At 41.2% G+C, this 24,421-nt stretch carries 21 protein-coding genes and 1 pseudogene; 21 read left to right on the top strand and 1 reads right to left on the bottom strand.

The annotated features are described in order from the left end of the window. The first annotated feature begins 279 nt into the window (after positions 1 to 279). From accD to LC033_RS01155, 5 genes are all read left to right on the top strand, one after another. Positions 280 to 1,155, top strand: coding sequence for an acetyl-CoA carboxylase, carboxyltransferase subunit beta (gene accD, locus LC033_RS01175; protein WP_226566471.1), 876 nt, complete (start codon positions 280 to 282; stop codon positions 1,153 to 1,155). After that, a complete protein-coding gene (gene accA / locus LC033_RS01170) occupies positions 1,140 to 2,117 on the top strand; it encodes an acetyl-CoA carboxylase carboxyl transferase subunit alpha (RefSeq protein ID WP_226566470.1) in 978 nt (325 codons plus the stop codon). The genes accD and accA overlap by 16 nt, the downstream gene beginning before the upstream one ends. 338 nt (positions 2,118 to 2,455) lie before the next feature. Continuing rightward, positions 2,456 to 3,415, top strand: coding sequence for a 6-phosphofructokinase (pfkA, locus tag LC033_RS01165; RefSeq protein ID WP_226566469.1), 960 nt, complete (start codon positions 2,456 to 2,458; stop codon positions 3,413 to 3,415). A 27-nt stretch (positions 3,416 to 3,442) separates the two neighbouring features. After that, positions 3,443 to 5,203: a pyruvate kinase gene (pyk, locus tag LC033_RS01160; RefSeq protein WP_226566468.1), complete on the top strand. Its 1,761-nt coding sequence runs from the start codon at positions 3,443 to 3,445 to the stop codon at positions 5,201 to 5,203. Between the two features lie 98 nt (positions 5,204 to 5,301). Then, positions 5,302 to 5,688 (top strand): FxsA family protein, encoded by a 387-nt coding sequence (locus LC033_RS01155; protein ID WP_226566467.1) that lies wholly within the window; start codon positions 5,302 to 5,304, stop codon positions 5,686 to 5,688. A 24-nt stretch (positions 5,689 to 5,712) separates the two neighbouring features. Here LC033_RS01155 and ytvI read toward each other — a convergent pair whose 3' ends face one another. Continuing rightward, entirely contained in the window at positions 5,713 to 6,831 is a 1,119-nt protein-coding gene (gene ytvI / locus LC033_RS01150; RefSeq protein WP_226566466.1) for a sporulation integral membrane protein YtvI, read from the bottom strand. 100 nt (positions 6,832 to 6,931) lie between these two features. On the opposite strand from ytvI, the gene LC033_RS01145 reads away from it, so the two are divergent. The 16 genes and pseudogenes from LC033_RS01145 to dnaI all read left to right on the top strand — a co-directional run bounded on the left by LC033_RS01145 (position 6,932) and on the right by dnaI (position 24,401). Next, on the top strand, positions 6,932 to 7,396 hold the full coding sequence (locus tag LC033_RS01145; protein WP_099681438.1) for a DUF441 domain-containing protein: 465 nt from the start codon (positions 6,932 to 6,934) through the stop codon (positions 7,394 to 7,396). A gap of 374 nt (positions 7,397 to 7,770) precedes the next feature. Continuing rightward, entirely contained in the window at positions 7,771 to 8,889 is a 1,119-nt protein-coding gene (gene citZ, locus LC033_RS01140; protein ID WP_226566465.1) for a citrate synthase, read from the top strand. 147 nt (positions 8,890 to 9,036) lie between these two features. Further along, positions 9,037 to 10,308 carry an NADP-dependent isocitrate dehydrogenase gene (gene icd, locus LC033_RS01135; protein ID WP_226566464.1) on the top strand — a complete coding sequence of 424 codons (1,272 nt, stop codon included), beginning with the start codon at positions 9,037 to 9,039 and terminating at the stop codon, positions 10,306 to 10,308. Between the two features lie 34 nt (positions 10,309 to 10,342). Continuing rightward, entirely contained in the window at positions 10,343 to 11,281 is a 939-nt protein-coding gene (mdh, locus tag LC033_RS01130; protein ID WP_226566463.1) for a malate dehydrogenase, read from the top strand. 187 nt (positions 11,282 to 11,468) lie between these two features. Beyond that, on the top strand, positions 11,469 to 12,197 hold the full coding sequence (locus LC033_RS01125; protein WP_226566462.1) for a response regulator transcription factor: 729 nt from the start codon (positions 11,469 to 11,471) through the stop codon (positions 12,195 to 12,197). After that, positions 12,190 to 13,932 carry a two-component system histidine kinase PnpS gene (pnpS, locus tag LC033_RS01120; protein WP_226566461.1) on the top strand — a complete coding sequence of 581 codons (1,743 nt, stop codon included), beginning with the start codon at positions 12,190 to 12,192 and terminating at the stop codon, positions 13,930 to 13,932. Before LC033_RS01125 ends, pnpS begins: the two co-directional genes overlap by 8 nt. A 256-nt stretch (positions 13,933 to 14,188) precedes the next feature. Beyond that, complete coding sequence (polA, locus tag LC033_RS01115) at positions 14,189 to 16,816, top strand: DNA polymerase I (protein ID WP_226566460.1); 2,628 nt, start codon at positions 14,189 to 14,191, stop codon at positions 16,814 to 16,816. Positions 16,817 to 16,843: 27 nt separating this feature from the next. Further along, on the top strand, positions 16,844 to 17,677 hold the full coding sequence (gene mutM, locus LC033_RS01110; protein WP_226566459.1) for a DNA-formamidopyrimidine glycosylase: 834 nt from the start codon (positions 16,844 to 16,846) through the stop codon (positions 17,675 to 17,677). Between the two features lie 175 nt (positions 17,678 to 17,852). Next, a complete protein-coding gene (gene ytaF / locus LC033_RS01105) occupies positions 17,853 to 18,485 on the top strand; it encodes a sporulation membrane protein YtaF (protein WP_226566458.1) in 633 nt (210 codons plus the stop codon). Positions 18,486 to 18,498: 13 nt separating this feature from the next. Further along, positions 18,499 to 19,101, top strand: a complete 603-nt coding sequence (gene coaE, locus LC033_RS01100; protein WP_226566457.1) for a dephospho-CoA kinase — start codon at positions 18,499 to 18,501, stop codon at positions 19,099 to 19,101. Positions 19,102 to 19,272: 171 nt separating this feature from the next. Continuing rightward, positions 19,273 to 20,295 carry a glyceraldehyde-3-phosphate dehydrogenase gene (locus LC033_RS01095; RefSeq protein WP_226566456.1) on the top strand — a complete coding sequence of 341 codons (1,023 nt, stop codon included), beginning with the start codon at positions 19,273 to 19,275 and terminating at the stop codon, positions 20,293 to 20,295. 235 nt (positions 20,296 to 20,530) lie between these two features. Continuing rightward, the gene (gene speD / locus LC033_RS01090) at positions 20,531 to 20,911 is read left to right on the top strand and encodes an adenosylmethionine decarboxylase (protein ID WP_226566455.1); all 381 of its coding nucleotides are present in this window, start codon (positions 20,531 to 20,533) and stop codon (positions 20,909 to 20,911) included. Positions 20,912 to 21,095: 184 nt separating this feature from the next. After that, positions 21,096 to 21,458, top strand: a pseudogene (locus tag LC033_RS01085) (cytosolic protein). Between the two features lie 4 nt (positions 21,459 to 21,462). Then, entirely contained in the window at positions 21,463 to 21,921 is a 459-nt protein-coding gene (nrdR, locus tag LC033_RS01080; protein ID WP_003216720.1) for a transcriptional regulator NrdR, read from the top strand. Positions 21,922 to 22,023: 102 nt separating this feature from the next. Next, a complete protein-coding gene (dnaB, locus tag LC033_RS01075; RefSeq protein ID WP_226566454.1) occupies positions 22,024 to 23,454 on the top strand; it encodes a replicative helicase loading/DNA remodeling protein DnaB in 1,431 nt (476 codons plus the stop codon). A 17-nt stretch (positions 23,455 to 23,471) separates the two neighbouring features. After that, positions 23,472 to 24,401: a primosomal protein DnaI gene (gene dnaI, locus LC033_RS01070; protein ID WP_226566453.1), complete on the top strand. Its 930-nt coding sequence runs from the start codon at positions 23,472 to 23,474 to the stop codon at positions 24,399 to 24,401. Positions 24,402 to 24,421 lie beyond the last annotated feature (20 nt).

Genomic DNA, 24,421 nt, shown 5'->3' with positions numbered 1-24,421 from the left:
TTCTGCATTTGGAGGAAAGACGTGCACCATTTCCTCTCTCACTTGAATATTTTTTTATCCGGAATGAGATTTTTTTGTAGACGTTCACAATCCAAATATATCAACTGCTCAGCGCCCCAAACTCATACTGATTTCTTATCAATTCCTCACTGAAAAAATTGAATGAAGGATGACAGCGTTTGACAAAAAAAGTACAATAGTTTCGGTACAGTTATGACATGTCCTATAATAGTGGATGTGCGTGTAAAGAAAAAAACCTTCAAAAAGGGAGGTAATCATTTGTCAATCAAGAACATTTTCAGTAAAAAGAAGAAATATGCATCTGTACCCTCTGAACAGGCAAGTCAAGATGTGCCTGAAGGCATCATGACCAAATGTCCGCAATGTAAAAAAATTATGCTCACCAAAGAACTAGATAAAAATTTACGTGTTTGCATGAATTGCGGCAGACATTTGCAAATGAATGCAAAACGACGTATTGAAAGCCTTGTAGACGAAGGCACATTTGAAGAATTTAACGGGCACCTCATTTCTGAGAACCCGCTCGGTTTCCCAGGCTACGAAGAAAAGCTTGAGAAAGACAGAGAAAAAACATCTTTGAATGAAGCCATTGTCACAGGTAAAGGTGAAATTGAAGGACAAAGTGCTGTGATCGCTGTCATGGATGCCACGTTCCGTATGGGCAGCATGGGCTCGGTCGTTGGTGAAAAGATCACACTGGCTATCGAGAAAGCAAAAGCGGACAAGGTGCCATTTATTATCTTTACTGCATCTGGCGGAGCAAGAATGCAAGAGGGGATTCTTAGTCTCATGCAGATGGCGAAAACAAGTTCAGCATTAAAGCTGTTTAGCGAGGATCAAGGCTTGATTATCTCTGTGATGACCAACCCAACAACTGGTGGTGTATCAGCTAGTTTCGCGTCTCTCGGTGATTACAACTTTGCAGAACCTGGTGCATTAATTGGTTTCGCAGGTCGCAGAATCATTGAACAAACCATTCGTGAAGACTTGCCAGAAGACTTTCAAACGGCTGAATTTTTAATGAAGCATGGTCAGCTCGATGCGGTGATCTACCGTGCAGACATGAAAGAAACATTAGGCCGAATCTTAGCATTACACAGCACAGGAGGTGAACGAGAGTGGCTGGAGAACTAGAATTTGAAAAACCTGTCATCGAACTTCGAGCGAAAATTGATGAATTGAAAAAGTTCACACAAAACTCAGAGATGGATTTAAGTGCAGAAATTGAGCGGCTTGAAACACGTCTGAGTAAGCTTGAAGCGGACATTTATACAAATTTAAAGCCATGGGACAGAGTACAGATTGCTCGTCATGCGATGCGTCCAACCACTCTGGATTACATTCAGGAGCTGTTTGACAACTTTTTCGAGTGTCACGGTGACCGTTTTTATGGCGATGATGAAGCCATCGTTGGAGGAATTGCCACGTTTAAAGGGCTTCCTGTCACAGTCATTGGTCATCAGCGCGGAAAAGACACAAAAGAAAACTTGCGCCGCAATTTCGGAATGCCTCATCCGGAAGGTTACCGTAAAGCATTGCGATTGATGAAACAAGCAGATAAATTTAACCGTCCAATCATTTGCTTTATTGATACAAAAGGAGCTTATCCTGGTAAAGCAGCTGAAGAACGTGGACAAAGTGAAGCAATTGCTAAAAACTTATTCGAAATGGCAGGACTTCGTGTACCCGTTGTCTGTATTGTCATTGGAGAAGGCGGAAGTGGCGGGGCACTAGGTTTAGGCGTAGGAAACCATCTATTCATGCTAGAGAACTCGACGTATTCAGTGATTTCACCAGAAGGTGCAGCTGCACTGCTCTGGAAGGACTCATCACTTGCTAAAAAAGCTGCAGAAACAATGAAAATTACCGCTCCAGACCTAAAAGAATTAGATATTATAGATGATGTTATTAAAGAAGTTCAAGGTGGGGCACACCGAGACGTAAAACAACAAGCAGCCTACATGGAAAGAACATTAACACAGTCACTTACATCTTTGCTCAAACGATCGCCAGAAGAATTAGTCGAACAAAGATATCAAAAATACAAAGCCATTGGGAAAGTATCGATTGAAAATCAATATATTGGGGTAAACTAAATAAACGTACAGCCTTATTGGCTGGCGTTTATTTTTTTATGAAAAACTCCTCATGTAAGTGTTTGTAAGTGCTATTTGAAAATAATTTTCTTTTGTTTTCATAAAATTTTACACATCTAAAAACCTTGATATGAAAAGGTTTAGAGCACTTAAACAACAGGTTTTTGACAGATTTGCTTTCATGACTATCTTAACTTTTGTTTAAAAACGGTTTATTTAATTGTATAATAAGTACGGTTTTATAAATTCGTATTGAAAACACCCGTTTTTGCTTATAATTGTTTTCAAGCAATGGGAATGGTATGTTTAATTCATATATGATCTCTGAGGTGAAAAGGATGAAGCGTATAGGAGTTTTAACGAGCGGTGGGGATTCCCCAGGAATGAATGCAGCTGTGCGCGCAGTTGTAAGAAAAGCAATTTACCATAATGTAGAAGTATACGGTATTTATAATGGATATTCAGGTCTAATTAACGGTAAAATTGAGAAACTCGAAATAGGTTCAGTAGGCGATATTATTCATCGTGGAGGAACAAAACTTTACACGGCAAGATGTCCTGAATTCAAGACAGTTGAAGGTCGTGAAAAAGGAATTGAAAACTTAAAAAAATTCGGTATCGAAGGACTTGTTGTCGTCGGTGGAGACGGCTCATTCATGGGAGCGAAGAAATTAACAGAGCTCGGTTTTCCATGTGTCGGTGTCCCAGGTACAATTGATAACGATATTCCAGGTACTGATTTCACAATTGGCTTTGATACATCACTGAATACTGTCATTGATGCCATCGATAAAATTCGTGATACAGCCACATCTCATGAACGTACATACGTAGTGGAAGTAATGGGAAGACATGCCGGTGATATTGCACTTTGGTCAGGTCTTGCGGGGGGAGCCGAATCAATTTTGATTCCTGAAGCAGACTATGACATGGACGAAATTATTGCCAGATTGAGAAGAGGGCATGAGCGCGGCAAGAAGCATAGTATCATCATCGTAGCAGAAGGTGTCGGCAGCGGTGTTGAATTCGGTAAGCGAATTGAAGAGGAGACAAGCCTTGAAACACGTGTATCTGTCTTAGGACATATTCAGCGTGGAGGTTCTCCAAGTGCGTTTGACCGAGTGCTAGCAAGCCGCTTAGGAGCGTATGCAGTCGAGCTTCTACTTGAAGGAAGAGGCGGACGCTGTGTGGGCATTCAAAGCAATAAACTTGTTCACCACGATATTTTAGAAATCTTAGATAAAAAACATACAGTCGATCAAAATATGTACCGACTTTCACAAGAGCTCTCTATATAAAACGAGAAGACCTTAGGAGGAACAGTGATGAGAAAGACAAAAATCGTTTGTACAATCGGTCCAGCAAGTGAAAGCATTGAAAAGCTGACTGAATTGATTGAAGCAGGAATGAATGTAGCCAGACTAAACTTCTCTCATGGAGATTTTGAAGAGCATGGTGCACGTATTGAAAACATTCGAAAAGCAGGTAAAGCGTTAGGCAAGGACATTGCGATCCTTCTTGATACAAAAGGTCCAGAGATCCGTACACGTACAGTTGAAAACGGCTCAATTGAGCTAGTAGCTGGTGCAGATCTCATCGTCAGTATGGAAGACATTATTGGGAATACTGAAAAAATTAGTGTGACGTATGAAGATTTAATTCATGATGTAGAAGTGGGCTCAACGATTCTATTAGATGACGGTCTCATTGGTTTAGAGGTGAAAGAACTAAACATGGACCGTAAAGAAATCGTTACGAAAGTCATGAATACAGGCACATTGAAAAACAAAAAAGGCGTAAACGTTCCAGGTGTGAGTGTGAACCTGCCAGGTATTACAGAAAAGGATGCCAAAGATATTCTGTTCGGAATTGAACAGGGTGTCGATTTCATCGCAGCTTCTTTTGTCAGACGAGCTTCTGATGTACTTGAAATTCGTGAGCTTCTTGAAAAGAACAATGCGGCTAACATTCAAATCATTCCTAAGATTGAAAACCAAGAGGGCGTTGATAACATCGTTGAAATCCTTGAGGTATCAGACGGTCTAATGGTTGCGCGTGGAGATCTTGGTGTAGAGATCCCAGCAGAAGAAGTACCGCTTGTTCAAAAAATGCTGATCAAAAAATGCAATCGTTTAGGCAAACCTGTCATCACAGCTACACAAATGCTAGACAGCATGCAGCGTAATCCTCGTCCAACACGTGCGGAAGCAAGTGACGTGGCAAATGCCATTTTTGATGGCACAGATGCGATTATGCTTTCTGGTGAAACAGCAGCAGGTACATACCCTGTTGAAGCTGTGCAAACGATGCACAACATTGCGTCACGTTCAGAGGAAGCATTAAATTATAAAGCGATTCTTTCTCGCAGAAGCGAAGAAGTAGAGGTCAGCATTACAGATGCAATTGGTCAATCTGTTGTTCATACTGCAATGAAGCTTGACGTGGCAGCGATTGTCACACCTACTGAAAGCGGTCATACAGCGAGAATGATTTCAAAATATAGACCAAAAGCACCAATCGTCGCTGTAACAGCAAACGAATCGGTTGCTAGAAAGCTATCTCTCGTATTCGGTGTTTTTGCTAAGAGCGGATCAAATACGACATCTACAGATGAAATGCTTGAGAATGCGGTAGAAAAATCAATTGAAACTGGCTATGTAAGACGTGGCGACTTAATCGTCATTACAGCAGGTGTGCCAGTTGGTGAAACGGGGACAACGAACTTAATGAAAGTGTATGTTGTCGGCGATATTATTGCGAAGGGTCAAGGAATTGGCCGTAAATCTGCATTTGGACCAGTTGTCATTGCACAAAGCGGAAAAGAAGCAGACGGAAAAATGTATGATGGTGCGATTCTCGTAGCGAACTGCACAGACCGTGATATGATGGGCGCTCTAGAAAAAGCATCTGCTCTTATCACAGAAGAAGGCGGTTTAACAAGCCACGCAGCAGTCGTTGGACTAAGCCTTGGCATTCCAGTAATTGTTGGTCTTGAAAACGCAACAACACTTTTAAAAGAAGGCGAAGAGATTACAGTAGATCCAGCACGCGGAGCGATCTACAAAGGTCGTGCAAGCGTCCTTTAAATTACACAAGAGGGAGTTGTCTGACTCCTTTCTTTTTTTATGTTACACTAAAAAGAGTAAGACAGTTTTTGTGAAAGAACCATCATGAGGTGATATGGTTGAAATATTTTCTACTATTACTGATTCTGTTCCCTGCAGTGGAAATTGGTTTATTTTTAATCTCAAGTAAAATCATTGGCATTTTGCCAACGATGTTATTTATTGTGCTTACGAGCGCACTAGGTGCTTATTTTGCGAGAAAGCAAGGAATTGAAGTGTTTCAAAAAGTACAGCGAGATTTACAATATGGCAAAATGCCAGGGGCAACCATTGTAGATGGCTTTTGCATTCTAATCGGCGGCTTGCTTCTGCTCATTCCAGGGTTTTTATCGGATCTGATTGGGGCTTTGCTGCTCATCCCGATGTCAAGAAACCGAGTCAAGCCACTCTTTGAGTGCTGGCTAAGAAACATGTCCAATCGCAAACGCTATACCATTATACGCTAAAGAGACCTTTAGATGAGGTCTCTTTTACTTTTGCACGCCATACATAATGTACTGATAAATATCCCTGAAAATACCCGCATTACGAAACGCCTGCCAAACGACAAGAGAGGCAGGACCAAGGGCAAGTCCGAGAAAACCAAACCATTTGAAACCGACAAATAGCGCCACAAGTGTTGCTAAAGGATTAAGCCCAATGGATTTGCTTAAGACTTTCGGCTCTGATATTTGTCTTTGAATTAACACCACGATATACAAAATACCTAGCCCAATGGCAAGTGAAAGATTCCCTGTCATAGCTGAGTAAATGATCCATGGTAGAAAAACGGTGCCGCTGCCGATATAAGGAAGTAAATCGACAAGTCCAATACATAGAGCGATCACCAGGGCATGCTCGACCTTTAAGATAATCAGCCCAATGAGCACGATGCCGATGGTCATGGCAACGAGCAGAAGCTGTGCCTTTATAAAGCCAGTAATGGCTTTTTTGATTTCAGATAAAATGGCGCGTGAATGCATCATCCATTTTGTGGGGAAAATACGTGAACCATATGTTTTTAATATAAACCAATCTTTTGTGATAAAAAAAGTCGCAAGGGCAGAAAATAAAAGAGTTGCTGCTGCATCGGGCAAAAGACCTAAAAAAGCCGGAATAAGTTCGAGTGTTTTTGAAAGAAAAGTTCCGATTTTCGCCGCTACTTCGTCACCAAGTGCTTGAATTTGTCCCAAAATCGATTCCTTTTGTCCTGCTTGAAGTGTATTAAATTGGGCAGTCAAATCATGATATAAAGGCAGAATCTTATCCGTGAAAAACCGTTCCACAATACTGATCATTTGATCAAGGTGGTCTGGCAGTACCTTTGCTAAATAAGCACTTCCTGAAATGATTTCCGCCACTAAAAGCGTCATGAACCCAGCTGCTGCAATGAAAAAGAGAAATAAGACAATGATCACGACAAAGCCTCTTGGCATTCCGGTCCATTCTTCAATTTTGCATACCGCAGGATGAATCAAACAGGACACAACAAGTGCGATCCAAAATGGATATAAAAGCGGAAAAGACTGACATAAAAAGACAACAGCAAAAACGGTAATGCTGATAATCATCAAACTTCGCAGAAAAATGGCCACATAGGCGTGATTCACACAATCCCCTCCAAAAAACAAGCATGTCCGATACTTCATTTTATTCAAAAAAATGAGTAATATGAAAAGGTCGCAATAAAAAGAAAGGAAGGGGCGGCGTATGTTTACACAAGCAAATTTATTTTTAGTTCTTTTACTCGTTATTGCACTCATTGCGAAGAACAATTCGTTAATTTTAGCGGTTTCTGTGTTGATTGTGATTAAGCTCATTGGACTCGATCAAAAAATCTTCCCGGTTCTGCAATCAAAAGGCATCAATTGGGGGGTAACCGTCATTACAATTGCTGTGCTTGTGCCGATCGCAACAGGTGACATTGGATTTAAACAGCTTGGAGAAGCGATGAAATCCTCCTATGCTTGGATTGCACTTGGAGCGGGTATATTAGTAGCACTTATTGCAAAAAACGGTATTGTGCTACTCGAAAATGATCCTCATATTACGGCTGCGCTTGTGTTTGGCACGATTTTGGCAGTTAGTTTATTTAAAGGTGTGGCTGTCGGCCCGCTAATCGGTGCAGGAATTGCCTACCTAGCGATGCAAGCTGTGAAATTTTTCAGCGGATAAAAAGCGAGTGGCTCATGCCACTTTCTTTTTTTATGTTTTCTTAAGCGAGCTTTTGCAAAAAAACATAATTAAATATATTAAAAGAAGCAAAATCCCTTCATTCCATGCCCTAAACGGAAGGCTAAAAAAAAAAATATCAAAAAAAATTATAGTTAAACATTTAACAAATGTCTGATTATTGTTTATAATGGGAATAGGCTTAATTTTGAACTCATTGATCACACAAGAGAAATGAGGCTAAAAGCGCTCTAACCGGATAGGTAAATGTAAGCATTTTCTTTTCTAAACCTGCTAACGTATTCGGATTGGATAGCGCTTTCAAAAACCGAGAATTTTGCAACGAAGGGGAATTTTTTTAAAAGGGGAGATTGAACATGACAGCAACAAGAGGTCTTGAAGGTATTGTGGCAACCACTTCATCCGTAAGCTCAATTATTGATGATACTCTTACTTATGTAGGGTACAATATCGATGATTTAACTGAAAAAGCTACATTCGAAGAAATTGTCTACCTGTTATGGCACTTAAAGCTGCCGAATGAGAAGGAGCTGAGTGAATTAAAACAGCTGCTCAATGAACATGCTCATATTCCACAGGAAATCATTGAGCACTTTAAATCTTATTCGCTGGATGGGGTTCATCCAATGTCTGCGATTCGTACAGCAGTATCCTTACTAGGTTTACTCGATGACGAATCAGAGACTATGGACAAAGAAGCGAATTACAGAAAAGCCATTCGATTACAGGCGAAAATTTCTGGACTTGTCGCTGCATTCTCACGCATTCGAAAGGGATTTGAGCCTATACAGCCAAAAGAAGAATACAGCTATGCTACGAACTTCTTGTATATGCTAAACGGCGAAGAGCCATCTCCAGTAGAAATTGAGGCGATTGATAAGGCACTCATTCTACATGCCGATCATGAATTAAATGCGTCAACATTTACAGCACGTGTATGTGTTGCTACACTATCAGATATTTACTCTGGTGTAACAGCAGCCATCGGCGCTTTGAAGGGACCACTTCACGGCGGTGCCAATGAAGGCGTGATGAAGATGCTTTCAGAAATTGGTGGAGTTGAAAACGTAGATTCCTATATTCATGGTAAGCTAGAGAAGAAAGAAAAAATTATGGGCTTTGGCCACCGTGTATACCGTCAAGGTGACCCGCGTGCAAAGCATCTGAAAGAAATGAGCCAGCGTTTAACAAACCTTACAGGCGAGCCGAAATGGTATGAAATGTCTGTTCGCGCAGAGGAAATCGTGACATCAGAGAAAAATCTTCCACCGAATGTTGATTTTTATTCTGCATCTGTATATCACAGTCTTGGTATTGATCATGACTTGTTTACACCAATTTTCGTGATTAGCCGATTTTCCGGATGGATTGCTCACATTTTAGAGCAATATGACAACAACCGTCTTATCCGTCCAAGAGCTGAATACATTGGACCTGATCTTCAAACGTTTGTTTCGATCAGTGAAAGAGACTAATGTTTATAGAATAAGCGGGGGCTGATCCAAACAAACCAATCAGCCTCCATATCAACAAAAAACGAATCATGTGAAAAACATCTTTCCTTGCAGACATCAAGTTAAGAAGTTTCAAATATTCACTACATAACCTGGGAGGTAATATCATTGTCACAAGGCGAAAAAATTACAGTTACTGGCGGCGTATTGAATGTGCCAAATAATCCAATTATCCCGTTTATTGAAGGGGACGGAATCGGTCCTGACATTTGGAAAGCAGCATCAAGAGTGCTTGAAGCAGCTGTAGAGAAAGCATATAAAGGTGAAAAGCAAATCACTTGGAAAGAAGTTTATGCAGGAGAAAAAGCTTACAATAAAACTGGAGAGTGGCTTCCTGAGCAAACGCTTGAAGACATTCGTGAATACTTAATTGCGATTAAAGGTCCACTTACAACACCAATTGGTGGAGGAATCCGTTCATTAAATGTGGCACTTAGACAAGAGCTAGATTTATTCACATGCTTACGTCCAGTTCGCTGGTTCCAAGGCGTACCATCTCCTGTGAAACGTCCACAAGACACAGATATGGTCATCTTCCGTGAAAACACTGAAGATATCTATGCAGGAATCGAGTATGCAAAAGGATCAGACGAAGTGAAGAAGTTAATCGACTTCTTGAAAAACGAACTAGGTGTGAACAAAATCCGTTTCCCAGAAACATCAGGTATCGGTATCAAGCCAGTTTCTAAAGAAGGAACATCTCGTCTTGTCAGAGCAGCAATCCAGTATGCGATTGACCAAGGCCGTAAATCTGTGACACTTGTTCACAAAGGAAATATCATGAAATTTACAGAAGGTGCCTTCAAAAACTGGGGTTACGAAGTGGCTGAAAAAGAGTTTGGCGACAAAGTCTTTACATGGGCACAATATGATCGTATTGTAGAAAAAGATGGGAAAGATGCGGCAAACAAAGCGCAAAGTGAAGCAGAAGCTGCTGGCAAAATTATTGTCAAAGACAGCATTGCAGATATTTTCCTTCAACAAATTCTAACTCGTCCAGCTGAGTTCGATGTTGTTGCAACAATGAACTTAAACGGAGACTACATCTCTGATGCACTTGCAGCACAGGTTGGTGGAATTGGTATCGCACCAGGTGCGAACATCAACTACGAAACAGGACACGCTATTTTTGAAGCGACTCACGGAACAGCACCGAAATATGCTGGACTTGATAAAGTGAATCCATCATCTGTTCTTCTATCAGGGGTGCTTTTACTTGAGCACCTTGGCTGGCAGGAAGCAGCGGATCTAGTGATTCAATCTGTTGAAAAAACAATTGCATCAAAAGTTGTCACGTACGATTTTGCTAGATTAATGGATGGCGCAACAGAAGTGAAATGTTCTGAGTTTGCAGACGAGCTCATCAAAAACTTGTCTTGATTCTTAAACTTTAAAGTTAAAGGGGAAAAAAGAAATGGCAAATAAGCGTAAAAAAATATCTGTCATCGGAGCAGGCTTTACTGGAGCAACTACAGCATTTTTAACGGCTCAAAAAGAATTAGCGGATGTCGTATTAGTCGATATCCCGCAGCTTGAGAACCCAACAAAAGGGAAAGCACTTGATATGCTGGAAGCAAGCCCTGTTCAAGGCTTCGATGCGAACATTACAGGAACTTCTAACTACGAAGATACAGCCGGTTCTGATGTAGTAGTCATTACGGCAGGAATTGCAAGAAAGCCGGGAATGAGCCGTGACGACCTCGTGTCAACAAATGAAAAAATCATGCGCAGTGTGACACGCGAAATCGTCAAATATTCTCCAGAAGCGATCATTGTTGTATTAACAAACCCTGTTGATGCAATGACATATGCAGTTTATAAAGAATCAGGATTACCAAAAGAAAAAGTCATTGGACAATCTGGTATTCTTGATACAGCACGTTTCCGTACGTTCGTTGCGCAAGAATTAAATCTATCTGTGAAAGATGTGACGGGCTTTGTGCTTGGTGGACATGGCGACGACATGGTTCCGCTCGTTCGTTACTCTTATGCAGGCGGTATACCGCTTGAAACATTGATTCCAAAAGATCGAATCGATGCGATTGTTGAAAGAACAAGAAAAGGCGGAGGCGAGATTGTCAACCTATTAGGTAACGGTAGTGCATATTACGCACCTGCTGCTTCACTAGTTGAAATGGTTGAGGCGATCTTAAAAGATCAGCGCCGCGTTATCCCAACGATTGCATACCTTGAAGGTGAATATGGCTACGAAGGCATTTATCTTGGTGTTCCAACAATCGTAGGTGGAAACGGCCTTGAGCAGATCATTGAGCTTGAGTTAACAGAAGAAGAAAGAAGTCAGCTTGACCGCTCTGTTGAATCTGTTAAAAACGTGATGAAAGTATTGTCTTAATCTGAATAAAAAGAAGGCTTCTCTTAAGAGGGGCCTTCTTTTTATTTACAAAACATATATAGTCGAAATTATAAATTGTCCTCTTGTTTAGCTTTCGTTAAAATGAAAGAGAAAGCATGAATTCTTGCTTTTAGCATAAGATACAAAAAAACCGGATGTAGGGGAAATCACTAATTGGAGGCACAACATGAATAAAAAAATATTAGTTGTGGATGATGAAGAATCGATTGTAACACTTCTAAGCTATAACCTTGAAAGGGCGGGCTATGATGTCGTCACAGCAAGAGACGGGGAAGAAGCGCTTGAAAAAGCAGCAAGTCAACAACCTGATCTTATTGTATTAGATCTAATGCTTCCGAAGATGGACGGCATTGAAGTGTGTAAACAACTGAGAATTCAAAAAATGATGTTCCCTATTTTAATGCTGACAGCAAAGGACGATGAATTTGATAAGGTGCTCGGCCTTGAACTTGGAGCCGATGATTACATGACAAAACCTTTCAGTCCTAGAGAAGTGGGTGCTCGGGTAAAGGCCATTTTGAGAAGAGCACAGCAATCTCAGCCTGCTTCTTCGCAAGAGATAAAAGAAGAGATCATAGCAGACCAAATCAAAATTGGTGACCTGCACATTTTACCTGAACACTACGAAGTCTACTTCCAAGAAGAACGTCTAGAGCTCACGCCAAAGGAATTTGAGCTGCTGCTTTATTTGGCCAAGCATAAAGGTCGTGTCCTCACGCGTGATCTATTGTTAAGTGCGGTTTGGAATTATGACTTTGCAGGTGACACACGTATTGTGGATGTACATATCAGTCACTTGCGAGACAAAATTGAAAAGAACACAAAAAAACCAACATACATTAAAACCATTCGCGGCTTAGGCTACAAATTGGAGGAGCCAAAGTCAAATGAGTAAAATTACAATCCGCCTGTTTTCTGGGCTCATCTTTCTCCTTTTTATAGTGTTTGTCGGACTTGGTCTTTTCTTAGATCACATGTTTCATGTTTTCTATGAAACAAAATTAACGGAACGAATGAAAAAGGAATCGAGTTTTCTCCTTTCTTCAGTGAATGGTGACGATTTGAAGGCAAAGGAAAACAAAGAGATCCTCGGTCAGGCAAAGCAGCATCTCGATATGAATGCGTCGATTGTGGACATGAAGGGGAATATTATACATACAACGGGTCCAGCAGAACAAAGACCCAGCATTCAAAACATGCTGAAAAATGAGCATCTCCAGACAAAAGGAACGGTCATTGATGATGAGAAGGATGCATTATTTTATTATGCAGTCCCTATCATGAAGCAAAACGAACCGGCTGGATATCTATTTCTCCATGCTTCATTCCAGCCTTTAAATAAATTTGACGGCCAGCTCTGGCTCGCATTAGCCTTTTGCCTTGGCTCGGCCATCATTATTATTGTCTTTTTTGGCTACCGCATGTCGATGAAGTATGTGAAACCGATTGATTATGCCACAAAGGTGGCCAAACAGCTTGAACGTGGTAACTATGATACCAACAATTATGAAGAGCTGATCATTGAAACAAGTGAGCTCAACACGTCCATAAAGCGCCTAGCAGAAAGCCTTCAAGAAATGACAAGTGCTGGTGAAATGCAGCGAGACCGTCTGCAAACGGTCATAGAAAACATTGGAGCGGGTATCATTTTGATTGATAAAATGGGCTATATCAACTTAGTCAATCGAACATTCCGCAAGCAATTTCAGGTGCAAAAGCACATTTACATGCACAAGCTGTATCATGAAGCTTTTACACATGAAGAGATTATTGAGCTAATTGACGAAATTTTCATGACAGAAACCAAGGTTCGGAAGTTTTTACGTCTAGCAGTCGAGATTGAACGCCGCTACTTTCAAGTCGATGGCGTCCCGATCTTAAGTACGGATGATGAATGGAAAGGAATTGTCCTTGTGTTTCATGATGTAACAGAAACAAAGCAATTAGAGCAGATGCGTAAAGACTTTGTCGCCAACGTGTCCCATGAATTAAAGACACCGATTACGTCAATTAAAGGTTTTTCTGAAACCCTTCTTGATGGAGCGATTGATGACAAAGACGCGCAGAAAGAATTCCTTTCGATCATTCTAAAAGAGAGTGTCCGTTTAGAAACACTTATTCAAGACTTACTCGATCTCTCTAGAATTGAACAGCAGCATTTTAAGCTGAATATTCAAGAAGCCAATGCGACAGAAATCATTCAGGAGATTGAAGTGTTGCTAAAACAAAAGGCCGTAGAAAAAGGCATTCGACTGCACGTGCGTGTTCCGAAAGAACCGGTTTATGTCTTGGCGGACCCGCTGAGATTAAAGCAAATTTTTCTTAATCTCGTGAATAATGCTCTCACCTATACTCCAGAGGGGGGAAGTGTCACGATCTCGGCAAGGGTGCGGAAGGACAGCTATGAATTTGATGTGGTGGATACAGGAATCGGAATGAAAAAAAGTGAGATTCCAAGAATATTTGAGAGATTCTATCGAATTGATAAGGATAGAAGCAGAAATTCAGGCGGTACCGGGCTTGGCCTTGCTATTGTCAAACACCTTGTCGAGGCGCATGAAGGAACGATTTCTGTGCGAAGCAAACAAGGCAAAGGGACGACTTTTACAGTGAGTCTGAAATCAAAATAGAGAAAAAGGAAAGTGCCGTTAAAAATTTACATGATCTTAACAATAAATTCATGTTTTGTTAAACAATTATTGGTAGGATGAATAGGAACCCCTTCATCCAAGGAGCCAATTTTGGAAGGACGAAAACACTTGTTGTTTTCGTCCCTTTTTTATTGCAGGGTCGTCTATTTTCTTTTCAAAATAAACTTTGATAAAATGAACATACAATGTGTGAAAGAGACGATTGAGACGACTCAGTCGATGGAGGATTAAACATATGACAGACAAAAAGAAATTAGTACTTGTGGATGGAAACAGTCTCGCTTATCGAGCTTTTTTTGCTTTGCCGCTCTTATCCAATGATAAAGGGGTACATACAAATGCCATTTATGGCTTTGCGATGATCCTAATGAAGATGCTGGAGGACGAGAAGCCAACCCATATGCTTGTTGCATTTGATGCGGGTAAAACAACCTTCCGTCATGAGACATTTAAGGAATATAAAGGCGGAAGACAAAAAACACCGCCAGAACTATCAGAACAAATGCCATTCATCCGTGAGTTATTAGATGCTTATCAGGTGAAAAGGTACGAGCTGCCGCAATACGAGGCGGATGATATTATCGGTACACTGGCTGTAGAGGCAGAAAAAGACGGCTTTGAGGTCAAAATCTTTTCAGGAGATAAAGATTTAACGCAACTTTCAACAGACCATACGACGGTAGCCATTACGAAAAAAGGTATCACAGAAGTAGAATACTATACACCGGCCCATATTGAAGAAAAATATGGCCTGCGACCAGATCAAATCATTGACATGAAGGGGCTGATGGGAGATTCATCAGATAATATCCCAGGCGTGCCTGGCGTGGGTGAAAAAACGGCGATTAAATTATTAAAGCAATTTCAAACAGTTGAAAATCTACTTGAACATATTGACGAAGTCAGCGGGAAAAAGCTAAAAGAAAAGCTTGAAGAACATAAAGAACAAGCGGTGATGAGTAAAAAGCTGGCGACAATTCTCGTAGAGACACCAATAGATGTGTCAAGCAAAGATCTCGCTTATGAGGGCCCTTACATCGATCAGGTGATCTCTCTTTATAAAGAACTGGGCTTTCAAACGTTACTAGAGCGTTTAGGAGAAGGTGAACAGGTCGAAGTAGAAGAGTTAGAAGTCACAAAAATCACCGATATAACGGATGACATGCTGACAGATCATGCTGCGCTTGTGGTAGAACAGCTGGGAGATAATTATCACGAAGCAGATTTGATCGGTTTTGCAATCCATAATGAAAATGGTGCGTTTTTTATCACAAAGGAAGATGCTCTTCAGTCAGAAGCGTTTAAACTATGGGCTCAGGATGAAACGAAGAAAAAATGGGTATTTGATTCAAAAAGAGCAGTTGTTGCCCTCAGATGGCATGATGTCGATTTAAAAGGTGTCGATTACGATGTTCTGCTCGCTACATATGTTGTCAACCCGCAGAAATCCTACGAGGACGTTGCAAGTGTGGCGAAGGAATATGGTCTGAATATTGCTCTTTCAGATGAAAAAGTGTACGGAAAAGGAGCAAAGCAGGCAGCTCCAACCGAAGATGAGTTAAAAGATCACCTTGGACGTAAAGCAGCGGCGATCTCTGCCCTGCATGATTTGACGCTTGAAGCGTTAGAAAAAAATGATCAGCATGAACTGTATGAAGATTTAGAGCTGCCGCTTGCGCTCATCTTAGGTGAAATGGAATCTCTAGGGGTAAAGGTGGATATTGAACGCCTAGAGAGGATGGGTGAAGAACTGACGAAGAAGCTGAAGGAATATGAAGAAACCATTCACCGTTTAGCGGGAGAAACGTTTAACATCAATTCTCCTAAACAGCTCGGTGTGATTCTGTTTGAAAAATTAGGTCTGCCGATTATCAAGAAGACAAAAACAGGCTATTCTACGTCTGCCGATGTTCTTGAAAAGCTTGAAGACAAGCACGAAATTATTCGCTCGATTTTGCATTACCGTCAAATTGGAAAGCTGCAATCTACCTATGTAGAAGGCTTAATGAAAGTGACGCACAAAAATACCCATAAAGTTCATACAAGATTTAATCAGGCACTCACGCAAACGGGAAGGCTAAGCTCAACGGATCCAAACCTTCAAAATATCCCGATTCGTCTAGAAGAAGGCCGGAAGATTCGTCAAGCGTTCGTTCCATCAAAAGAAGGCTGGCTCATGTTTGCAGCTGATTATTCTCAAATCGAGCTGCGTGTGCTCGCTCATATTTCTCAAGATGAGAACTTGATTGAAGCCTTCACCCAAGATATGGATATTCACACAAAAACAGCAATGGATGTGTTCCATGTATCTGAAGAAGAAGTGACTCCCTCTATGAGAAGACAGGCCAAGGCTGTGAACTTCGGAATTGTTTATGGGATTAGTGACTATGGACTTTCTCAAAACCTTGGGATTACAAGAAAAGAAGCAGCTGCATTTATTGAACGTTATTTAACAAGCTTTAAAGGTGTGAAAACATATATGGAAGACATCGTGCAGGAAGCAAAACAAAAAGGCTACGTCACGACGCTCCTAAAGCGTAGACGATATATTCCAGATATCACAAGCCGTAATTTTAACATCAAAAGCTTTGCTGAAAGAACGGCGATGAACACACCGATTCAAGGCAGTGCCGCAGATATCATTAAAAAAGCAATGATTGATATGGTGCAAAAGCTAAAAGAAGAGAACCTGCAGGCTAATCTTTTATTGCAGGTGCACGATGAACTGATCTTCGAAGCACCGAAAGAAGAAATCGCCATACTAGAAAAAATTGTCCCTGAAGTAATGGAAAACGCACTTCAGCTCGATGTACCGCTAAAAGTCGATTTTGCTTCAGGCCCATCTTGGTACGACGCAAAATAAATAGAGAGAGAAAAAGGAGCGAGGAGCATGCCGGAATTACCAGAAGTTGAAACCGTCCGGCGCACTCTTAATGGGTTAGTCAAAGGAAAAATGATTGAAACGGTCGATATCAAATGGCCAAATATCATCAAACGTCCTGGGGAACCGGAGGAGTTCGCAAGAAGGATGGTAGGAGAAACCATACAAACCATTGAAAGAAGAGGGAAGTTTTTACTCTTTTATTTAGAACATTACGTAATGGTCTCCCATTTAAGGATGGAAGGAAAATACCGTGTTCATGAAGCAAATGAGCCTTATGATAAACACGTACACGTTGTCTTTACGTTTACAGATGGTACAGAGCTTCGGTACCATGATGTACGTAAATTTGGCACGATGCATTTATTTCACTCAGGTGAGGAAGAAAAAGAACTCCCACTATCACAGCTGGGATATGAGCCTTTTTCAGAATCATTTACACCAGAGTATTTATGGGAGCAATTGAAGAAGACCTCCCGCGCTGTCAAAACGGCTTTACTTGATCAAAAGATTGTTGTGGGGCTTGGTAATATATATGTAGATGAAGTCCTTTTTAAGTCAGGGATATACCCAGAAACAAAAGCCAATCAGCTAAGCCTTGAATCTTGCAAGGTGCTCCACAAGCATATTATTGACACGCTTCAAGTGGCAGTTGATGCGGGAGGAAGCACGATTCGCTCCTATATTAATTCACAAGGCGATATTGGAACATTTCAATTGCAGCTTCTCGTATATGACCGGCGGGGAGAGCCTTGCCAGACATGCGGAAGTATCATTGAGAAAACGGTTGTTGGAGGGCGCGGGACCCATTTTTGTGTGACCTGCCAAAAACAGCCTCTATAAAGGAGAACCTATCAGCATGCTTCCTTTTTGTCATGCATACGATAAAAAACATTCTTTTTTCAGCAAGGTGTAGACTGACACACAGCCCACCTGCTCTTCATATAGTGAAGAAGAGTCTGAGAACGCCTAGAGACTCTTGATCATTGTTGCATGAACAGAAAGGAAGAGTTCAGGTATGATTTCGTTTTCGCTTCTGTTTTTAGCTATTGCAGTCAGCATTGACAGCTTTTCTGTCGGCTTTACGTATGGTCTTCGAAAAATGAGAATTCCATTTAAAGCCATTGTCATTATTGCATGCTGTTCAGGGATTGTGCTGCTCATTTCCATGCTGATTGGTAGCCTGCTTACAACTTTCCTCCCTGTCTCAGTGACAGATAAACTTGGTGGAGGGATTTTGATCGCCATTGGTCTTTGGGTCTTGTATCAATTTTACAAACCAGCAAAAGATCGTGACATGCTCCTTCATGAAAAAACACTGCTCAATGTAGAAGTGCAGTCTCTCGGGCTTGTCATCCAAATTTTACGTAAGCCTACAAGTGCAGACATTGATCGTTCTGGTACAATTAATGGAATAGAAGCGGTGCTCCTTGGGATTGCTTTATCCATTGATGCATTTGGCGCAGGGATTGGCGCAGCGATTCTAGGCTTTTCTCCAATTATGATGAGTATCACGGTGGCAGTGATGAGCTCCCTTTTTGTGTGTATTGGGCTGCGTGCTGGACATTATTTGTCAAACTGGCGCTGGATCGATAAACTCGCATGCTTACCAGGGCTATTGCTCATTTTAATTGGCGTATGGAAGCTGTAGAGGAGGAAATAGATTGACGATCGTCATTGGTTTAACAGGCGGGATTGCTAGTGGAAAAAGCACAGTCTCGCAGGTGATAAAAGAGCAGGGCATCCGGGTTGTGGATGCAGATGTCATTGCAAAAGAAGCTGTTTCTAAAGGAACGCCAGCTCTTCAACATATCTTTCAAACCTTCGGTGAGGATGTCCTCCTGCCAAATGGTGAATTGAACCGGCAGCAGCTTGGAGCGATCATTTTTTCTGATGAAGAGAAAAGAAAACAGTTGAATGCCATTGTTCATCCTGAGGTGAGAAAGGAAATGCTCAAGCGGCGAGACGAAGGGATCAATCAGCAAGAAACCTTTATTGTGCTTGATATCCCGCTTTTATTCGAGAGTCAGCTGGAGAATCTCGTCGACCGGATCATCGTCGTGTACACAACGCCTGAATTGCAGCTATCACGACTCATGAAGCGAAACGACCTCAGCGAGGAAGAAGCGCTAAATCGTATTCGTGCCCAGCAGCCGCTTGAGGAGAAATGTAAAAAAGCAGACCGCGTCATAGTAAACACAAAAGACTTGGCTTTTATCAGAAAACAATTACAGAACATATTAAACGAATGGGAACATACAGAGTAAGAGTACATACACGTACTCTTCTTTTTTTATGCTTTTTCTTCTTTTCTTTGAAAAGATCAGCCCTTTTTAGAAAATATATGTTTATATACTGGCAATTACAATCTAATGTGATATACTAATTTCATATATGGATTTATTGAGTATAACATATAATAGAGGAGTGACCTGTTCATGAAAGTAAAAGCAGCGATCAATGGGTTTGGCAGAATTGGACGCATGGTCTTCAGAAAAGCAATGCTTGATGATCAAATTCAAATTGTAGCGATTAACGCAAGCTATCCTGCCGAAACGCTAGCCCATTTAATTAAATATGACACAAATCATGGACGTTACGAAGGCGATGTAACTGCAGAAGATGACGCTTTGATTGTGAATGGAAAAAGAGTGTTTTTGCTAAATAACAGAAACCCAAAGCAGCTTCCGTGGGGAGAGCTTGGAATTGATATCGTCATAGAAGCAACTGGTAAATTTAATTCAAAAGATCAAGCGATGGGCCATATAGATGCCGGAGCGAAAAAAGTCGTTTTAACAGCTCCAGGTAAAAACGAAGACATCACGATTGTTATGGGTGTGAATGAGGATGATCTTGATCCTGAAAAGCACGTCATTATTTCAAACGCATCTTGTACAACAAACTGTTTAGCTCCAGTTGTCAAGTTGTTAGATGATGAATTTGGTATCGACAACGGCTTAATGACAACAGTTCATGCTTATACAAATGATCAGAAAAATATCGACAACCCGCACAAGGATCTACGCCGGGCAAGAGCGTGTGCTCAGTCCATCATTCCAACAACGACGGGTGCGGCTAAAGCGCTTTCTTTAGTGCTTCCTCATATGAAAGGAAAACTGCATGGGCTTGCACTACGTGTGCCTGTCTCAAATGTGTCGATGGTTGATCTTGTGGTCGATTTGAAAAAAGAGGTCACAGCAGAAGAGGTAAATGCTTCCTTCTCAAATGCATCTAAAACATCTCTTAGAGGCATATTGGATTACACAGAGGAACCGCTTGTCTCAACAGACTTTAACACAAATCCTTATTCAGCTGTCGTTGATGGACTCACAACGATGGTGATGGAAGGTAGAAAAGTGAAAGTCCTGGCATGGTATGACAATGAATGGGGGTATTCATGCAGAGTGGTTGATCTTGTGAAGTTTGTTGGCTCGAAGATGAAAGAGCTATCTGCTGTTTGAAATGAAGAAGATGAACGTCCCTTTTCAAAGAAATGAGAGAAGATCCCACTAAAAACACAGGTTGCAAAATGGGTCTAAACAAAGTATACTATTTTTCGTGAACTTCTTGTTCGCAGACTCATTCGGGTATACTTAAAGGGTTAGGACCTCTTAGGACTAACTTTCCCCCGTGGTATATGTCCGGTCCGGCTGCTTAGAACTTCACTCTTTCATTCTTGTTTAAGGGGGGTCCATGATGGAAACAATCGGACGTCACGTTATCTCCGAGCTATGGGGATGCGACTGTGATAAACTCAACGACATGGATTTTATTGAAAAAACGTTTGTAAATTCAGCTTTGAAATCAGGAGCTGAGGTAAGAGAGGTTGCTTTTCACAAATTTGCGCCTCAAGGAGTAAGTGGAGTTGTCATTATTTCTGAATCTCATCTGACAATTCACAGCTTTCCTGAACATGGTTATGCGAGCATAGATGTTTATACTTGTGGCGACCTAGATCCGAATATTGCAGCAGATCATATCGGAGATGAACTAGGTGCTGAAACAAGGGAAAACATCGAAATTCCTCGAGGCATGGGACCTGTACAAGTGAAACAGGCGAAAGTCAAAGCACTGTAAACATAAAAAAGATTGCAATGGGAGCTGGCCAAAAGCATCGAATGCCTTTGTGTTATGCTCCTTTTTATATTTGTTTCATATACTACACCCAACATTCCCCTACTTGTCTATACTTTTGTTCTAGGAAAACAAAGGTTTTTTTTATAAAATAAAGAAGAGGCGTAAAGACAAAGTGGATACATGTATGACTTTAGGACAAAAGTTAAAGCAATTCATTTCAAATCATACGGAAACGTCTAACCATCATCCAGTGTCAGAGCTGAAAAGCCGTTACTACAAATTCACAAGTTTTCCAAGCGGTGGATCCCGAAACGTATCAAGTGACATCTGTTTCAGCAGAACGAGGTGAAATCAGCGCAAATATACGAATGCCGAAAAAAACCTTTCTCGTGGCGACTGTCATTTCAATTCGTCCTTTTGAAACAGCTGTTGATTTTAATGTAACAACAGAACGGCCCTGCCAACAGACTTTGGCTATAGTCAAAAAACCGTTATGTCCCTTTATGAAGAACTAGACAAACAACTTGCAAGAATAGATCGGAGCTGATGAAATGAAATGTCCTACATGTCAGCACCTTGGTACAAGGGTGCTTGATTCAAGACCAGTAGATGAAGGGAAATCCATCCGTCGTAGAAGAGAGTGCGAAAGCTGTCAATACCGCTTTACGACGTTTGAAAAATTAGAAGAATTGCCGCTTATTGTGGTCAAAAAAGAAGGTATACGAGAGGAATTTAGCCGAGAAAAGATGTTAAGAGGACTCATCAAAGCGTGTGAAAAGCGTCCTGTCGCCTTAAAGCAGCTGGAAGATGTCTGCTTTAACATCGAAAAAGAATTGCGTAATCAAGGTATGTCAGAAGTAAAAAGCGAGCTTGTTGGTGAAATGGTGATGGACGAGCTGGCGAAAATTGATGAAGTGTCTTACGTTCGGTTTGCCTCAGTATACCGGCAATTTAAAGATATCAATGTATTTATTGATGAATTAAAAGATTTATTAAAAAAAGAACGTTAAAAAAGAGCTGAAGATTCTTCATGCTCTTTTTCCTGCGTAAAGCGTAAAACGCAAAAAGAGTGTACAATGGAAACAATCGCATTCAGGGGGGAGGATCAGCATATGACAGAGCATTGGAAGGAAGTGCTAGCCGTCGATCCGTATGTCGTCAAAAGCGCTTCATTGCTCGGTGACATCGATCGACAGCTCATCACTCTTTTATATCAGCCGCTTATTGGCATGTCCGCTTTCAGCTTATACATGACGCTGTGGGGAGAGCTAGAACAAAATCGTATGTGGGGAAAGCCCGCACCTCATAGGCAGCTCATGGTGATGCTGCAAACGAATTTAAATGATATTTTTGAGGAACGTTTAAAGCTAGAAGCGATCGGCTTACTACGCACATATGAACAGGAAACGGAAGAGGGCAGACTGTTTACGTATGAGCTCGTGCCACCGCTAAGACCAGATGAGTTTTTCCAAGACGGTATGCTGAATGTCCTTTTATATCATCGTGTAGAGAAAGCAAAATATACACAGCTTCGTGATTATTTTTCTTATCCAGGTGCTCCTGCAGAAGCTAAAAACATTTCACGGTCGTTTGAAGAAGTCTTTCACGTATTGCAGCCAAGCGAACGCAAGATGACAGAAGAAATCAATCAAGCATCATCGCTTGAACAGGGCTATGAATATGTGACCGTTGGATCTGCTCAGCCGGCACCGCTTTCAGACGAATCTTTTGACTTTGATCTATTGTTAGCGGGCATGTCTAACATGATGATTCCAAGAAAGGCTTTGACAAGGCAGGTGAAAGAGACGATTAAGAAGTTAGCCATTGTATATGGCATCACCCCGCTGCAAATGCAAAATATTGTAGCAAGCGCTTGTGGACCGGATCAGATGATCTCAACAGAAGATTTAAGAAAAGCAGCGAGAGACTGGTATCAAATTGAATACAGAGGGAAACAGCCGAAGCTGATTGATCAAAAACAGCCAAGACATTTATGTCACAATGCTTCGGAGCATCCGTCGCAAGAAACACCGGATACTAAACTAGTTGAAAAGCTTGATCATATTTCGCCTAGAGAGCTTCTAAAAGATATGGCAGATGGCATTGAGCCAACGTATGCTGACTTAAGAATTGTCGAAGATATTATGCTCGAGCAGCAGCTCAAGCCAGGTGTCATGAATGTCCTGATTTACTATACACTGCTGAAAACAGATATGAAGCTGTCCAAAACATATATGCAAAAAATTGCCGCGCACTGGGTGAGAAAGAAAATCAAAACCGTTGCGGCTGCCATGAAAATTGCCAAAGAAGAGAACAGGCAAATGACAGAGTGGGCGCAGCAAAAAAAGCAGCGAAGCTCATATGGATCAGGAAAAGTCGTTCGCGAGGAAAAATTGCCTGACTGGATGAAAGAAACTGAAATGAAAGAAGAGCCGGCAAAAGAACAAGAGGACAGTCTGTCTACAGAAGATCTCGAACGAGAAAAAGAAAAACTGTTAGATCAGTTTAAAAATATGAAAAAGTACAATTACAATGCACACTAATGTGAGGTGAGATGGAGATGAAACCGATCGGTCGTTCATTTGAACAGCTAAAAAAACGAGTAGATTTTCGTGTGAGATACAATCAGATTAAAGAAAGTGTGTTGTCTGATGAAGATGTACAGGCCTTTTTAAAGGAGCATCAAGAAGAGATACAAGAAGACATGATCAATCGCAGCCTGAATCGACTCTTTGAATATGTTCAGCAATCGAAGGGCTGTTCCTACTGCTTAGATGAAGAGGACGTAAATGTCCTTTTAGACGGGTATCATCCGAAGCTTGTGATCAAAGGTCAGAGTATTGAAATTGAATATTCCCAATGTCCTGTTAAGCTGCGACTGGATAGACAGAAAAAACAGCAAGAGCTCATGAAAAGCATGTACATTCCGCAAAATGTTCTTCAAGCGACGTTTGCTGATTTGAATGTTGTTGGGAGACAAGGGGTCATTCAAAAGGTAGGACAATTCCTGCAAAGCTATGATGAGACTGGTAAGGGAAAGGGCTTATATTTACACGGAAAGTTTGGGGTAGGGAAAACATTTATTCTGGCAGCAATTGCGCAGCAGCTGGCGGTGAAAGAATACCCATCTCTCCTTGTATACGTGCCTGAATTTGTGAGAGAGTTAAAAAATTCGTTAGCCGATCATACACTAGAAGAAAAGCTGAATATGGTCAAATCAACCCCTATTTTAATGTTTGATGATATTGGGGCAGAATCGATGACAAGCTGGGTCCGAGATGAACTGTTAGGAACGATCTTACAATATCGCATGGCCGAACAGTTGCCGACCTTCTTCTCTTCTAATTTCTCACCGAATGAGCTAAAGCATCATTTTACGTACTCACAGCGCGGAGAAAAAGAAGAGGTTAAAGCGGCTCGTTTAATGGAACGGATTTTCTATTTAGCAGAGCCAGTTTTACTTGAAGGAGAAAATCGTCGCCATTTATAAAAATGTATATCACTTGAAGG

This window comes from Bacillus stratosphericus, assembly GCF_020524495.1.
Classification (GTDB): Bacteria; Bacillota; Bacilli; order Bacillales; family Bacillaceae; genus Bacillus; species Bacillus stratosphericus_B.
The sequence above is the reverse complement of the archived record's forward strand: the minus strand, read 5'-3'. Positions and strand labels throughout refer to the sequence as shown.